The 14,122-nt window shown below is 69.4% G+C and carries 14 protein-coding genes; 5 read left to right on the forward strand and 9 right to left on the reverse strand.

Annotated features, from left to right (window positions below):
• Nucleotides 1-32 precede the first annotated feature (32 nt).
• The 7 genes from OG524_RS22670 to OG524_RS22700 all read right to left on the reverse strand — a co-directional run bounded on the left by OG524_RS22670 (nucleotide 33) and on the right by OG524_RS22700 (nucleotide 5,985).
• Entirely contained in the window at nucleotides 33-974 is a 942-nt protein-coding gene (locus OG524_RS22670) for a hypothetical protein (protein WP_405389019.1), read from the reverse strand.
• Nucleotides 975-992: 18 nt separating this feature from the next.
• Nucleotides 993-1,592, reverse strand: a complete 600-nt coding sequence (locus tag OG524_RS22675; RefSeq protein ID WP_405811585.1) for a hypothetical protein — start codon at nucleotides 1,590-1,592, stop codon at nucleotides 993-995.
• Between the two features lie 174 nt (nucleotides 1,593-1,766).
• Nucleotides 1,767-2,543, reverse strand: coding sequence for a succinate dehydrogenase iron-sulfur subunit (locus tag OG524_RS22680; protein ID WP_384494344.1), 777 nt, complete (start codon nucleotides 2,541-2,543; stop codon nucleotides 1,767-1,769).
• Entirely contained in the window at nucleotides 2,543-4,297 is a 1,755-nt protein-coding gene (sdhA, locus tag OG524_RS22685; RefSeq protein WP_405389017.1) for a succinate dehydrogenase flavoprotein subunit, read from the reverse strand. The genes OG524_RS22680 and sdhA overlap by 1 nt, the downstream gene beginning before the upstream one ends.
• Nucleotides 4,298-4,326: 29 nt before the next feature.
• Entirely contained in the window at nucleotides 4,327-4,806 is a 480-nt protein-coding gene (locus tag OG524_RS22690; protein WP_384494347.1) for a succinate dehydrogenase hydrophobic membrane anchor subunit, read from the reverse strand.
• Nucleotides 4,807-4,811: 5 nt separating this feature from the next.
• Nucleotides 4,812-5,192, reverse strand: coding sequence for a succinate dehydrogenase, cytochrome b556 subunit (gene sdhC, locus OG524_RS22695; protein WP_384494349.1), 381 nt, complete (start codon nucleotides 5,190-5,192; stop codon nucleotides 4,812-4,814).
• 166 nt (nucleotides 5,193-5,358) lie between these two features.
• Nucleotides 5,359-5,985, reverse strand: coding sequence for a 2-oxo-4-hydroxy-4-carboxy-5-ureidoimidazoline decarboxylase (locus OG524_RS22700; protein ID WP_405812485.1), 627 nt, complete (start codon nucleotides 5,983-5,985; stop codon nucleotides 5,359-5,361).
• Nucleotides 5,986-6,274: 289 nt separating this feature from the next.
• Here OG524_RS22700 and OG524_RS22705 point away from each other — a divergent pair, with 289 nt between their 5' ends.
• From OG524_RS22705 to OG524_RS22720, 4 genes are all read left to right on the forward strand, one after another.
• Nucleotides 6,275-7,867 carry a beta-N-acetylhexosaminidase gene (locus OG524_RS22705; protein WP_405811586.1) on the forward strand — a complete coding sequence of 531 codons (1,593 nt, stop codon included), beginning with the start codon at nucleotides 6,275-6,277 and terminating at the stop codon, nucleotides 7,865-7,867.
• A gap of 414 nt (nucleotides 7,868-8,281) precedes the next feature.
• Nucleotides 8,282-8,419: a hypothetical protein gene (locus OG524_RS22710; RefSeq protein WP_405389015.1), complete on the forward strand. Its 138-nt coding sequence runs from the start codon at nucleotides 8,282-8,284 to the stop codon at nucleotides 8,417-8,419.
• A 64-nt stretch (nucleotides 8,420-8,483) separates the two neighbouring features.
• Nucleotides 8,484-8,954, forward strand: a complete 471-nt coding sequence (locus tag OG524_RS22715; protein ID WP_405389014.1) for a hypothetical protein — start codon at nucleotides 8,484-8,486, stop codon at nucleotides 8,952-8,954.
• A 248-nt stretch (nucleotides 8,955-9,202) separates the two neighbouring features.
• On the forward strand, nucleotides 9,203-9,715 hold the full coding sequence (locus OG524_RS22720) for an SMI1/KNR4 family protein (RefSeq protein WP_405389013.1): 513 nt from the start codon (nucleotides 9,203-9,205) through the stop codon (nucleotides 9,713-9,715).
• A gap of 268 nt (nucleotides 9,716-9,983) precedes the next feature.
• Here the strand turns inward: OG524_RS22720 and OG524_RS22725 are convergent, their stop codons facing one another.
• Complete coding sequence (locus tag OG524_RS22725) at nucleotides 9,984-10,184, reverse strand: DUF397 domain-containing protein (RefSeq protein WP_405389012.1); 201 nt, start codon at nucleotides 10,182-10,184, stop codon at nucleotides 9,984-9,986.
• A gap of 269 nt (nucleotides 10,185-10,453) precedes the next feature.
• Between OG524_RS22725 and OG524_RS22730 the strand changes: the two genes are divergently transcribed.
• Nucleotides 10,454-11,050, forward strand: coding sequence for a hypothetical protein (locus OG524_RS22730; protein WP_405811587.1), 597 nt, complete (start codon nucleotides 10,454-10,456; stop codon nucleotides 11,048-11,050).
• A gap of 75 nt (nucleotides 11,051-11,125) precedes the next feature.
• Here the strand turns inward: OG524_RS22730 and OG524_RS22735 are convergent, their stop codons facing one another.
• Complete coding sequence (locus OG524_RS22735; protein WP_405811588.1) at nucleotides 11,126-13,837, reverse strand: FG-GAP-like repeat-containing protein; 2,712 nt, start codon at nucleotides 13,835-13,837, stop codon at nucleotides 11,126-11,128.
• Between the last annotated feature and the right edge of the window lie 285 nt (nucleotides 13,838-14,122).

The raw sequence follows: 14,122 nt of genomic DNA on the forward strand, positions 1-14,122 counted from the left end.
AGCGGGAGCAGCGGGAAGGGGGTGACGCGGAATCAGCCGGTGAGGGCCTCGACGAGCTCGGCCCGCAGTTCGTCCGGTTCCGGGAGCGGTCCGGAGGCCAGCGCCTCGTTCCAGCCGGCCGCCGCCTGGTCGACCCCGGACCGGAAGGCGCGCCGCAGCGGCACCTGCCCGAAGAACAGCGCGAGCGCGGCCACCGGTCGCAGCAGCGACCGCCCGCGTACGGTCAGTGCGACGCCGACCTCCCAGGTACCGTCGGCGGCCGGACGCGGAGTGACGGTGAGACGCGCCCGCCCGAGCCGGTGCTTGGCGCGGGCCGCCAGTGGGGCGCGGGCCGGCGGGAGGGAGCCGGGGCGGGCCGCCGCGGCCGCCCACCAGGCCGTCAGGTCGAGCTTCGCCCGGCCGGAGGCGCGCTGCAGCGAACCCCCGCCGGGGGCGCGCAGATCGAAGCCCACGTCCAGCACGGAGGGCCGGTCCGGGGTACGCAGCCGCATCATCAGCCGGCCCGTCAGCTCGGCGGACCTCAGGCGCTGCTCGACGGCGATCGCGGTGGAGCGCCGCCACTCCCGTACGGCGACGGTGATCACCTCGTCCCGGGAGCCCGGGGGAGTGCCGGCCGTCGGGGCGTGCTCCACAGGCGCGCCGGCCGTCCGCTCGTCCTCCGCGGACGCGCCGGCCGTCGGGTCACCCGCCGCCCGGTCACCGTCCCAGGACGTACCGGCCGTCTCGTCGTCGCCCTCCGCGGGCGCGCCGCCCGTCCCGCCACCGGCCGAGGTGATCTCGTACCGGGCGCCGGGCCGCAGATGACGGCCCTTCAGCAGCCGGATGCCGGGTACCGGCTTCCCGCCGTCCCCCAGCACGATGTCACCGCGCCGCGCCCGCGTGGACTCCGCCGTGTCCAGGACGATTCCCGCGCACTCCTCGAACCAGGCGCGGTCCACGGACGCGACGGTGACCAGATGGTCGAAGCGGGCCATGCGGGGCCGTACCCGGTCTCAGGCGCTCATGGAGCGCGCGGTGTTGACCTGGGCCATGACCATCTGGAAGGTCTCGGGACCCGTCGCCGGAATCATCGTCGAGTGGTGGCGGCCACCGCTCGTCACCGTGATCTGGACGAAGCCGGTCGTCCGCTTCTCCTTCATCAGGAGGAAGAGCAGACCGATCAGGCAGAACAGCGCGAAGACGATGGCGAGCACGATCCCCACGGTGGGGATCTTCTCCTCCGTGCGCGACATGTCCGTCGCCGTCCACACCGCGCCCTTGAGGGGCATCGTGCCGGACGGCGTCACGATGCCGTCGTTCATGACGGTGATGTCACCGAACGACAGCATCGGCACACCACCGCCCCCCGGCTGCCCCTGCGGCACCGGCAGGTTGAAGCCGGGCTGCGTCGGCTGCCCCGGGCCCGGGTAGCCGTACCCCGGACCGGGCTGTGCCGCGGAATCGGGCAGCGGCTGAGGGTAGCCGTACGCCGGAGCGGTGCCCGGCGCCGGGTAGCCGTAGCCCTGACCGTCCGGCATCGTGGGCGGGTTGCCCGGCTGCTGGGGCGGGCCCCACTTGTATGAGTCGTCCGCGTACGGATTCGGATCGCTCACAACGTTCCCCGTTCTCCATCAAACCTTCTGCTCCCGTGCCGTGCTGCGCCGGGAGAGGCGAGCCGGTCACCGGCTCCGCATGACCGTACCGTCCCGGCCCACCCGATGCACCAAGAGGCCCCGTTTCCCGCACAGTTCGTGCCGGAAACGGGGCCTCCCGAGGTGACGCGAGGATCAGAAACGACGCGTGATCAGCGCGCGCTTCACTTCCTGGATGGCCTTGGTGACCTCGATGCCACGCGGGCAGGCGTCCGTGCAGTTGAACGTCGTGCGGCAACGCCACACACCGTCACGGTCGTTGAGGATCTCCAGGCGCTGCTCGCCGCCCTCGTCACGCGAGTCGAAGATGAAGCGGTGCGCGTTGACGATGGCCGCCGGGCCGAAGTACTGGCCGTCGTTCCAGAACACCGGGCACGAGGACGTGCACGCGGCGCACAGGATGCACTTGGTGGTGTCGTCGAAGCGCTCGCGGTCCTCGGCGGACTGCAGACGCTCACGCGTCGGCTCGTTGCCCTTCGTGATGAGGAAGGGCATGACGTCGCGGTAAGCCTGGAAGAACGGGTCCATGTCGACCACGAGGTCCTTGAGGACCGTGAGGCCCTTGATGGCCTCGACTGTGATCGGCTTGTCCGGATTGATGTCCTTGATCAGCGTCTTGCAGGCGAGCCTGTTCTTGCCGTTGATCCGCATCGCGTCGGAGCCGCAGATGCCGTGCGCACAGGAGCGCCGGAAGGTCAGGGTGCCGTCCAGCTCCCACTTGATCTTGTGAAGGGCGTCGAGAACACGCTCCTTCGGGTCGATCGAGATCTGGAAGTCCTGCCACTGGACCTCGTCGGAGACCTCCGGGTTGAAGCGGCGGATCCGGAACGTGGCCGTGATGTACGGGGTGTCGGCGAAGCCGGCCTCGGGCTCGGGGGCCTTGTCCGACTTCTCCAGGGTGGGGGTAGCCATCAGTACTTACGCTCCATCGGCTGGTAGCGGGTCGTGACGACCGGCTTGTAGTCGAGCCGGATCGACTCGGTGCCGTCGTCCGCGACCTCGCGGTACGCCATGGTGTGGCGCATGAAGTTGACGTCGTCGCGGTTCGGGTAGTCCTCGCGGTAGTGACCGCCGCGGGACTCCTTGCGGGCCAGCGCGGAGGTCGCCATGACCTCGGCCAGGTCGAGCAGGTTGCCCAGCTCGACGGCCTCCAGCAGGTCGGTGTTGAACCGCTTGCCCTTGTCCTGGATGGACACGTTGAGGTAGCGCGCCCGCAGCTCGGCGATCTTGTCGACCGCGGTCTTGATGGTCTGCTCGGTGCGGAACACCATCACGTTGGCGTCCATGCACTCCTGCAGTTCCAGGCGGAGCGTGGCGACCCGCTCGGTACCCGTCGAGTTGCGCAGCCGCTCGACCTGGTCCTGGACCAGCTGCGCCGGGTTCTCGGGAAGTTCGACGAAGTCGTTCTTCGCGGAGTACTCGGCGGCGGCGATGCCCGAACGGCGCCCGAAGACGTTGATGTCGAGCAGCGAGTTGGTGCCGAGGCGGTTGGCGCCGTGCACGGAGACACAGGCGACCTCGCCGGCGGCGTACAGGCCCGGGACGACGGTGGTGTTGTCGGCCAGCACCTCACCCTCGACGTTGGTCGGGATGCCGCCCATGGCGTAGTGCGCGGTCGGCTGGATCGGGATCGGGTCCGTGTAGGGCTCGATGCCGAGGTACGTGCGCGCGAACTCGGTGATGTCCGGGAGCTTCGCGTCCAGCTGCTCCGGCGGGAGGTGCGTGAGGTCGAGGTAGACATGGTCGCCCTCGGGACCGCAGCCGCGGCCCTCACGGATCTCCGTGTAGATGGAGCGGGACACGACGTCACGGGACGCGAGGTCCTTCATGACCGGCGCGTACTTCTCCATGAAGCGCTCGCCGTCCTTGTTGCGGAGGATGCCGCCCTCACCGCGGGCGCCCTCCGTCAGCAGGATGCCCATGCGCCAGATGCCCGTCGGGTGGAACTGGAAGAACTCCATGTCCTCCAGCGGCAGGCCACGGCGGTACGCGGCGGCCTGGCCGTCACCGGTCAGGGTGTGGGCGTTCGACGTCACCTTGAAGAACTTGCCGGTGCCGCCGGAGGCGAAGATGATCGACTTCGCCTGGAAGACGTGGATCTCGCCGGTCGCCAGCTCGTAGGCGACGACGCCCGCGGACTTCTTGACGCCGTCGACCTCCTGGAGCAGGAGGTCCAGGACGTAGAACTCGTTGAAGAACTCCACGCCCTCCTTGACGCAGTTCTGGTACAGCGTCTGGAGGATCATATGACCGGTGCGGTCCGACGCGTAGCAGGACCGGCGGACCGGGGCCTCGCCGTGGCTACGGGTGTGACCGCCGAAGCGGCGCTGGTCGATCCTGCCCTCGGGCGTGCGGTTGAACGGCAGGCCCATCTTCTCCAGGTCGAGGACCGCGTCGATGGCCTCCTTCGCCAGGATCTCGGCGGCGTCCTGGTCGACCAGGTAGTCGCCGCCCTTGATCGTGTCGAAGGTGTGCCACTCCCAGTTGTCCTCCTCCACGTTGGCGAGCGCGGCGGCCATGCCGCCCTGCGCCGCGCCCGTGTGGGAGCGGGTGGGGTAGAGCTTCGTCAGCACGGCGGTGCGGCTGCGCTTCGTCGACTCGATGGCCGCGCGCATGCCGGCGCCGCCGGCGCCGACGATGACGGTGTCGTACTTGTGGATCTGCATGGTTTCCTCTGGTCCCTCTGTCCCGGCGCCTAGCGGATGTTCGGGTCGAAGGTGAAGATCACCAGCGTGCCCAGCAGGACGGTGAACACCGTGGCGGTGTACAGGAGCATCTTCAGCCAGAAGCGGGTGTTGTCCCGTTCGGCGTAGTCGTTGATGACCGTACGGAGGCCGTTGGCGCCGTGGAGCATGGCGAGCCACAGCATCGCCAGGTCCCAGGCCTGCCAGAACGGCGAGGCCCAGCGGCCCGCCACGAAGGCGAAGCCGATCTTGGAGACGCCGCCGTCCAGCACCAGCTGGATCAGCAGGTGGCCGATGACGAGAACGACCAGCACGATGCCCGACAGGCGCATGAAGAGCCAGGCGTACATCTCGAAGTTGGTGCGCGAACCCTTGGGGGTCTTGCCCGTGCGCTTGCGCGGGGGCTCGATCACCGGGGCCGGGTTGTCGACGTCGAACAGGCTCACTGCCTCGACGTCGCCGATCGCGGGGGAAGAGGTCTCGCTGGACATTGGCCTCAGCTCCCGAAGACTTCGCGTACGGCGTGACCGAGGACGGGGTACAGGGCCCCGACCATCAGCACGATCCAGATACCCAGGACGGTCCAGAGCATCTGCTTCTGGTAGCGCGGGCCCTTGGCCCAGAAGTCCACGGCGACGATACGGAGACCGTTCAGCGCGTGGAAGAGAATCGCGGCCACCAGGCCGTACTCGAGCAGTGCGACGGGCCATGTCTTGTACGTCGCCACGACTTCGTCGTAGGCCTCGGGTGAGACACGCACGAGAGCGGTGTCCAGGACGTGTACGAACAGGAAGAAGAAAATGAGGACACCGGTGACTCGATGAGCCACCCACGACCACATGCCTTCCCGGCCGCGGTACAGCGTTCCAGCCGGCACGGAAGAACCCTCCGGGAGCGGGGATTAGGGTCGGCCGGCTTGACTGTCGGTCTGACCCGGCCGGGTACGGTCCACCGGCCCCGGCCATCGTAGCGACGGTTTGTCGGTTCGATGGCGGCGGGGCCTCCGGTGTGATCAAAGTGGCAATCAAACAGCCACGGACGGGCTACCGGGCGGGCTGTCCGGCGGCCAGGAACGGCCCCTGCGGACTGCCCGCGTCCGTCACGAGGTCGATGATGCGGCCCCGGGCGAGTCGTCGCAGCTCCTCCGCGGTGAGGGCGCGCTCCTCGTCCGGGTCGTGCGTGAGCCGCGTGCGGATGGCGGCCAGCACCTGGTCCACGTGCTGGGAGGGCGGCAGACCGTCCAGGCAGATCACGAACACATGGCCGAATCGGCTCTCGTACGCGGCGTGTGCCGCCCGCAGCGCCAGATGGGCGGCGCGGGGCGCGGCATGGTGCAGGCAGGGGGCGCTCTCGGCGGCGAGCGCCTCCGCGATGTCCGTGGGGGAGAGGTCGTACCCCGCCTCGTCGGAGGCCGCGAGCAGCGCGCCGAGGTCCGGGTACGGGCGGTGGGCGGCCAGCCGCAGTGCCCAGCGGTGGCTGCCGAAGCACTCCAGGAGGGCCGATTCCGCGGTCTCGCAGGGCCAGCCGTTGAAGCTGTCGAGCCCGCTCGAGTGGGCATACCCGCAGGTACTCGCCGAGACTGGTTCCGGAACCGGGGCCCCGCCGTCGGCGGGGCCCCGGCTCTGGACGGGGACGCCCGACCGCCCGGCCTGCCACGGTTGCTTCGGCAGGCCGGCCGGGTACTCGCTGGACCTGGACAGCGGGAACTCCTCGAATGAATGGCTTCCGTGGTCTTGGAGAGGGGCCGGAGAGCGACCAGGTTGCGTGGGGGAGGGAGTGAAGGTTGAGATGAATGTGACGCAACGCTAGCGAGACCGGGCAACGAGTGCCCGAAGCCTGCGCGAAATTCACTCGGACGGGAGAGTTTCGGAACGCTTGATGGACGTCTCAGTAGGGGGAATAGCCGCCTTTTTCTCGACCTTTGCCCTGTTTCTCCCCCAACCCGGAGGATTCTGACCGATGTCGCCCTCACGCGGAGTTCTGGTGGCCGGCGCGGCCGTCACGGTCGCAGCCGCCGTCACCTTCACCGTCGTCGCCTGGCCCGAGGGTTCCGGCCCCGGGACGCAGGGCGCGGCGTCCTCGTCCAGCACCTCGGCCTCGCCGTCCCCCTCACGGAGCTACCCGCTCTCCACGACGCCGCGGACCATACCCGCGGTGCGCGAACACACTCCCGCGCGCGGCCCCGGCTGGAAGCCCGCCGGGAACAGCACGGTCGTCGTGGCCGACCCCGAGCTCGCCGACGAGGGCGAGCTGCTCGCCGGGGAGCTGAAGATCCGCTACCGGGGCGAGGCCGCCGCCCGGGCCGGCGACGTGGAGCTGGCGCTCGGCACCCCCGGCAAGGGTGCCCCGGAGTCGTACACGCTGAAGACGGCGGGCGGCCGGGTCACGATCAGCGGGCCCGACCAGGCGGGCGTCTTCTACGGGACGCGCACCCTCAAGCAGTCGATGAGCGCCGACAGCGTCATCCCGGAAGGCGTGGTGAGCGACACCCCCGACCGGGCGCAGCGCGGGCTCAACCTCGACATCGCACGCAAGTACTACCCCGCCGACTGGATCGAGGCCCGGCTGCGCGAGATGGCCGACCTCAAGCTCAACCAGCTCGGCCTGCACTTCTCCGACGACCAGGCCTTCCGGATCGAGTCCGACTCCCACCCGGAAGTGGTCTCGGAGCAGCACCTCACCAAGGCCGAGATCCGGCGGATCATCGCGCTGGCCGAGAGTCTCCACATCACCGTCGTCGGCGAGATCGACTCCCCCGGACACCTCGGTGCCGTGCTCCGCGCCCACCCCGACCTCCAGCTGCGCAACACCCAGGGGGTCGCCCGGCAGGGCGCCATCGACATCTCCAAGGCCGCGTCCGCCGAGATCGTCGACGACCTGCTGCGCGAGTACAGCGAGCTGTTCCCCGGGGCGTGGTTCCACGTCGGCGCGGACGAGTACCAGGCGCTCACGGTCAGCGACCCGCAGGCCTCCTACCCGCAACTGGCCGCGGCCGCCCGCGAGAAGTACGGCGCCGACGCCACCGTCCAGGACCTGACGGAGGGCTGGCTCAACGACCGGGCCGCGGTCGTCCGCGGCGAGGAGAAGATCCCCAAGGCGTGGAACGACGGCTTCTTCAGCGGGGGCCAGGTCACCGCCCGCAAGGGCATCGAGGTCGAGTACTGGACGGGCAAGGAGATCGGCGCCCGGCCGCCCCAGGACTACCTGGCGGAGGGCCGCAAGGTCATCAACCTCAACGACGAGTTCCTCTACTACGTGCTCGGCGAGCCCAACGAATTCGTCTACCCGACGGGCGAGCGGATCTACGAGCAGTGGACCCCCTTCGTCCTGCGCGGCACCGAGCCCGTGTCGAAGCGCTACTCGAAGCAGATCCTCGGCGGCCGGTTCGCGGTCTGGGGCGACCTGCCGAACGCGCAGACCACGCAGCAGGTGGCCGCCGGCATCCGGATGCCGCTCAACGCGATCTCCCAGAAGCTGTGGGACCCCAGGGAGCCGGAGCGGACCTGGGCACAGTTCCGTACGCTCGCGAACGAGGTCGACTCGTCGGACTGATCCGCAGCTTCGCGGACACGGCCGTCGCGAGAGGTCGTGTCCGCGGCCGAGCCCTGGGGAGGGGCGCGGTTCGGAGCACGATGTCACGTGTACCGCCCCGCCCCCATGCCGTGCGGCCGAGTCGGCGCGCGCGTCGGCCCACGTGATGCCGAGGGGCGCGAGAGGGCGACGGCGGTGTCCGTCACGACCCTGGCCACGACGCGGGAGCCCGGCGTCACCGGCCCACTTCAGGGGCTTGCGGATGCTTCGGGGGTGGGGGCCCGCTGGTGGTGCATGTGCTGCGTCCGAAGACCCCCGATGCGGTGGCGCGTTGGACGGTCTTGCCGCTGATGGCGAGTGTGCAGCCGGCTTCGCCGCCCTTCTCGCCGAGGGTGATGTCGACGACGGGAGCAGCTCGCCGCCCAGAAGTGGGTCATGTACACGGGCAAGGTCAACTACAGCCACGCCACGGGAATAGCGGACAGCATCACCATGCCGGCCTGTACCGAGGACGGCGTACCGTTCGAGAGCATTGTGGTCAAGAACATCACGGATTGGCAGACGACATGCTGAGGGTCGAAGCGCTGGAGGCCGTGCTGCCGTCGATGACACGGTGGCGTGTGCCTGGGGGCGCGGCGTGGACTGGGCTGCCCTTGAGGTGGACCTCGGGACGGCACTGCCCTCGGACTTCCGCTCTCTGGCGGAGGCGTATCCGGTCCTGGTCTTTGGCGGCTTCCTGAAGGTGTCCGGTCCCCGGTCCGGGGCCGAGGCGTTGTGGGCGTCCGAGTCCAGGGAGGACGAGATCCTTCAGGATCTGTACGAGATGGGCGACACCGAGGGCTACGTTCCCTTCCCACAACCGGGAGGCCTGATCTCCTGGGCGGAGTCCGACTCGGGGGACTCCTTCTACTGGAGGACGAGTCCCGCGGACCCGGACGCATGGCCGGTGGTCGTGCGTCGAAACAACGGAGACTGGTCAGAGTTCCCGGTCGGCGCTATCGAGTTTCTGACCGGCGTGTACCGGCGAACCATCCACGTACCCGGTATGCCCAGGGACTTCCCGAGCGATTCCCCAGAGGTGCTGGGTCTGAGCAACCGAATCGATTGATCGGAAGATGAACCGCAAACACATGTGAATGGCGATCGCCCCCAGGGCCCCTGGGGGCGATCGTTCTTGGGTGGGCTCCAATGCGAATCAATATCGTTCCGACGAGCCCGACACCCGACCGCACACCAACGACGTACGACTACAACGCGGGCGCCTGAAGGGAAGCCCCGTGAACAGTTTCTCGTGTACTGCGATCAACTCCAGTACCGGCATCGGCTCGAAATGCTAGAAGGGGAATAGTGGTGGTAATGCTGTCGGAGATCCAAGCCCTGTTGGGTGAACCCCGGTTCAACTGGTCGGATCCGGTGCCATGGATCGAACTGGAGCGGGAACTCGGTATCGAATTCCCTGCGGACTTCCGCGAGATCGTGAACGCCTACGGTTCGATCGAGATCAATGGGCAGTTGTATCTGAAGCATCCCGCCGGTCATCTTCTGCACGATCTGGGAACAATGATCAGGGGAGATCTCGAGTTCTGGCGCGAGGAGGAGGCAGAGTTCCTGCCCAGTCCGGTTGGGGCGAGCCCCGGTGAGTTGATGCCGGTGGCGACGGCCACGACGGGGGAAGCGGTATTCCTTCGCGTTCCCGATGAGTCCTCGTCGTCCTGGCGCGTTGTTGTCCAGGAGTTCGACAGCCCGGCCTGGACTCTCTACGAGATGACGTTCAGTGAATGGTTGCTGGATTATCTCAAGGGGCAGGACGTGACGTTGTGCGCTCGCGACCGTGCGCCTGATGGCCCGTTCTGGGAATTCCTGCCCTGAAAGATCACGATGGGAACGCCGCACCGAACCGGAACCCAACAACTTCGGAACGTTGGTAGGGATCGCCGCTGCGGTTCCCTGGGTGGTCCTGCACAGCACCCTCGGAAGACGTCATCGCAGGACATCCCTGGCTGCGGGGCTTGCCTTCACCGTGTGGTTCGGGCTCCAGCAGGCGCTCGCAAGGGGCTCGACCCGCGGGCAGGGAGACCTGCGCCGCCCCCACCGGGTGGCACGCGTCAGGAGCGGGGCCGACCTTCTGTGTTCCGCCCTACGAAGCGAGCGGGGCCGGGCCGTCCGTGAGGGCGGTGACGAACGATGTCCAGGCGGGGGCCGCAACCGTCAGGACCGGGCCGTGGGGGACCTTGGAGTCGCGGACGGGGACGATGCCTGCGAGGCCGTCGGCGACCTCGACGCAGTCCCCTCCGGTGCCGTTGCTGTAGCTGCTCTTGCGCCAGGCAGTGGTGCTCAAGTCAATCCCGTTCGTCGTCCGCGGGAGCCCTGCGGCTGTCCGGAGGTCGCGTCGGCGGCGGTGGATGGGCGGCGGAAACCAGTCACGGAGTCCTTGAAGGACCTCACTCGGCCCGTTTCCTTGTCGTGATCGGCCCGTTTCCCTGTCTTATGGGTGACGCTTTTCAGCCATCCGGCGCAGTATTCGATATCAGGAAGCACAGCGTCCGCTGTGTCCCGGCACGGTCGGCTCCCCGACCACGCCGGCTTCCGGACCGAGGGGAGACGCCCATGAGCCTGCTGGAGCTCATCGCTGTTGCCGACGAGCGAGGGCTGGCCGCGAGCGGGCTTGCCTGCCTCGACCGCTGCCTGCCACTGCTCGCCGACGGCGGCGAGCCCGAGCTGCTGCGGCCGCTCTGGGGGAGCTGTGAGGACGGCCGGGACTGGGACACCCGTCTCACCGCCGCTCGTGAGGCGATGGAGGGCGAGAACGTCGCGGACGAGACGGCGGTGCTGGTACGGAAGATGCTGGGCGCGGCCCCGTCCGAATGGTCCGCCGATCCGCTGCGGGAGTGGGCGCGGGCGTGCTCCCTGGTCGCGCTGGAGATCCACCGCCAGTTCGACATCCCCACGGGCGGGGGCACGGGCGGGGACGGCGTCGAGGACTCCACCGAGCAGCTGAAGCGCTGGAGCGCTGGCGAGGCGGAGGGTGCGGGTCCGCTCGTCGCGGGTGAACTCCACCGTCAGATCAAGATCCTGGAAACCCTCGCGGAGACCGCGGGCACGGCGGGCAGCGCCGGCGGACTGCGCGGTGCGCTGGACCGGTCGACCGAGGGCCGGCGGGTCCTGCGCGCGGTGATGTCGCGCCGGGCGCGCGGCCGGACCTGATCCGGCCCGAGCGCCCAGGCGGAGGAAGACCGGCGCCCCTGTGTCAGGGCAGGGGCGCCGGTGTCGGGGTGCGGGTTACGGGGCCAGAACCGAGCCGATCCGAATCCCGGTGGGAGCTCCGAGCTGCGTCACGCCGTAGTGGACGCCGGCCGGGTTGATCCCCTTGGTGTAGCTGTTGTCGAGCTGGAGGACCGTTCCGTTGTTCGTGTCCTCGCCGTCCACACCGACGGCCGGGTCGCCCAGGCCGTCACCGGTCAGGTCGGCGAGCGAGACGGCGGAACCGAACCGGTCTCCCGTCTCCGTGGAGCCGGGCACGTAGGACGTGTCCTGGGAGTAGTTCACCGCGCCGGTGGCCGTGGGGCCGGTGGAGGTGGAGCGGATCAGGAGGACGCGGCCGGTGTTGACCCGGCTGACACCGCTGCGGGTGAGGTCCTCGTTCGGGATGCCGGCGAGGATGTCGCCGTAGCCGTCCTGGTCGGCGTCACCGATGGACACCGAGGCACCCATGTCGTCGCTGGTCTCGCCGTTGGCCGCGGTGACCATGTTCTGGTTGATCGTCTTGCGGCCCGTGGAGGTCGGCCCGGTGGACGAGCCGAAGACGGCCGTCACCGCGCCGCCGACGGAGGTGTGCCCGGACTCGGTGGCGCTCGGCTGGCCGACCGCGAGGTCGCCGTAGCCGTCACCGTTGAGGTCGCCCGCGGCCAGCGAGCGTCCGCCGCGGGTCGAGAGCAGGCCGACCCGTTGGAGACCGGTCGAGGACCCCTTCAGCCACAGCAGTCGTCCGATACCGCTCGGGTCGCGGTAGTTGACGGCGACGTCGGCATAGCCGTCCTTGTTGAAGTCGCCGGTGACAGATGCCGCGTAGCCGACGGCGCCGGTGTACGCGGTGGTGTTCAGGTAGCCCTTCTTCACGGCCCCCGACTTGCTGTCCCAGGCCCACCAGCGGCCGGGCTTTCCGGGAGCGGCGGAGAAGACGTCGGCCCTGCCGTCCGCGTTGAAGTCGCCCACGGTGACCGTCGTACCGAGCTTCTCGCCCGCCACGCGGGTCGCCGCGTCGGTCAGGTAGGCCTTGCCGGAGCTCAGGCCGGGGCCGTAGAGCACGGAGACCTGGCCGGAGTCGGCGTGCGTGCCGTCCTCGCCGGGCAGGCCCACCGCCAGGTCGGCGTACCCGTCACCGTTCACGTCGCCCCAGGCGCTGGAGGCGCCGAACTGGTCGCCCGCCTCGGAGGTGCCGGGCACACCCGGGCTGTTCTGGGTCAGGATCTTCTTCGTGACCGAGTCGGGGCCGGTCTTGGTGCCGGGCAGTACGGTGATCCGCCCGTAGCTGTTCGTCGCCTTCGGCAGGCCGACGACCAGGTCGCTGACGCCGTTCCGGTCGAAGTCGGAGGTGGGGACGGCCGAGTTGCGGCCGGCGCCGGCGGCGAAGCCACGGATCGTGCCCAGCTTGCTGTACAGGTTGGGGCCGGGGCACACCGTGGCGAAGCCGTCGCGGTGTCCGGAGATGGTGTTCAGCGTGGCCTTCTGGCCCTGGGTGTACTTACCGGTGTCGGCGGCTGCCGTCAGCGTGACCGTGGAGGTCGGGCTGACGCCGTACTGGCCGAGCTTCCAGGCGGCCACGCGGGCGGCCGAGTTCAGGGCCGCGGGGGTGGGCCTGCCCGTCTCGAAGTCGCCGAGCAGCGCGATGCCGGTCGAGTAGGAGTTGAAGCCGTAGGTGTGCGCGCCGAGGACGGGCAGGTCGGCGCCGCCTTCACGGCCCTCGAAGATCTGGCCGCACTTGTCGACGAGGAAGTTGTAGCCGATGTCCTTCCAGCCGTCGTAGTCGTCGGCTGTGGTCGCGGTGTCCTTGCCCCGAGGGGTGACGTGGTACGCGTAGATGCCCCGGATGAGCGCACCGGACTCGGCACAGCTGTAGTCGTTCGAGCCCACCGTGTGGTGGATGAACGCGGCCTGGACCTTCTCGACGTACTCCGGGTCGCTGTAGTTCGTGGCGAGCGACTTGTCCGGACCCCAGCCCGCGCGCAGCGTCATCGCGGGCCGGTTCACCGTGGACGGCGGCGCGGTGGGGACGGTCGGCGTCGGTGACGGGGTGTCGGTGGGTGTCGCCGTCGGCGTGACGGATTCCGTCGGTGTGGCCGTGGTGGCCGTCTCGGTGGGCGTTGCCGCCGTCTCCGTGGGGGTGCCGGTCGGCGCCGGCGGCGCCGTCTCGGCCGGTGGGTCCGTGGGAGTCGGCGTCGCGGTCTCCTCGACGGCGAACGACGCGGTCTGCGCGTCGGCGCCCGGTGCCGCGGCCTCCTTGGCGGTGACGCCCGGGTCGACCAGGGACAGTTCGAGCCCTTTGGGCAGCCCGGCGGCGGCCGTGCCGTCGGCACCCACGACCCGCGCCTCGACGGCGTCGGAGGGCCCGACCCACAGCGGCTCGGACAGGCCGGGCAGCTTCGCGTCGTCGTCACGCTCCGCGCCCAGGTGCTGCTCCAGGTGCACCTCCCGCCAGCCGCCCCACCGGCCGGTCTCACGGCTGCGCGTCCGGACCTCGGCCCTGCCGTCGATCTTCGCGTCCGGGTTCGCCCAGACGACACCGACCAGCGAGAACGGATCGGTGTCGGTGCGCGGCAGCGACCGCTCGGAGCTGCCGGTCCCCTTGAACGTCAGCTCGTGGACCGAGGCCTTCCGCGCCTTGGGCCCGTGAGCCTGTGGGGCGTCCGGGTTGGCTATGGCGACCGTTGCCGCTCCGGCCCCGCCGAGCACGACCGCCCCGATGGTCAGCCAGGTTCGGCGTTTCAGGCTCATCGATCTGTACGCATGCGAACTGCGCGGGCTCAAGTGCCCCACCCCTCAAAGAGTTACAAGTGCTCAGAAACTCATGGGAGCTCACCCGTCGCGCGGGCGGCTCAAGTTGCCCAGCGAAGCGCGGACCTCAAACGTCACATCGATTTCCATGAATGTGACATGTGTCATGACCGAGGCGATTCAGGCCCCCGGCTGCGGCCTGCCCCGGCCTCCGCCGAGGTTAGGATCCGGTGCTTCGTCACCCTGAGGTCCGGAAGAGGCCCGCGGGGCGGCGCCGAACCGCGG

Source organism: Streptomyces sp. NBC_01520 (assembly GCF_045040375.1).
GTDB lineage: Bacteria > Actinomycetota > Actinomycetes > Streptomycetales > Streptomycetaceae > Streptomyces.

Coding starts and splice junctions, on each gene's coding strand:
- OG524_RS22735 (WP_405811588.1), bottom strand. CDS start 13,837: ATGAGCCTGAAACGCCGAACCTGGCTGACCATCGGGGCGGTCGTGCTC.
- sdhA (WP_405389017.1), bottom strand. CDS start 4,297: ATGCAGATCCACAAGTACGACACCGTCATCGTCGGCGCCGGCGGCGCC.
- OG524_RS22720 (WP_405389013.1), top strand. CDS start 9,203: ATGCTGTCGGAGATCCAAGCCCTGTTGGGTGAACCCCGGTTCAACTGG.
- OG524_RS22730 (WP_405811587.1), top strand. CDS start 10,454: ATGAGCCTGCTGGAGCTCATCGCTGTTGCCGACGAGCGAGGGCTGGCC.
- OG524_RS22680 (WP_384494344.1), bottom strand. CDS start 2,543: ATGGCTACCCCCACCCTGGAGAAGTCGGACAAGGCCCCCGAGCCCGAG.
- OG524_RS22690 (WP_384494347.1), bottom strand. CDS start 4,806: ATGTCCAGCGAGACCTCTTCCCCCGCGATCGGCGACGTCGAGGCAGTG.
- OG524_RS22705 (WP_405811586.1), top strand. CDS start 6,275: ATGTCGCCCTCACGCGGAGTTCTGGTGGCCGGCGCGGCCGTCACGGTC.
- OG524_RS22670 (WP_405389019.1), bottom strand. CDS start 974: ATGGCCCGCTTCGACCATCTGGTCACCGTCGCGTCCGTGGACCGCGCC.
- OG524_RS22710 (WP_405389015.1), top strand. CDS start 8,282: ATGTACACGGGCAAGGTCAACTACAGCCACGCCACGGGAATAGCGGAC.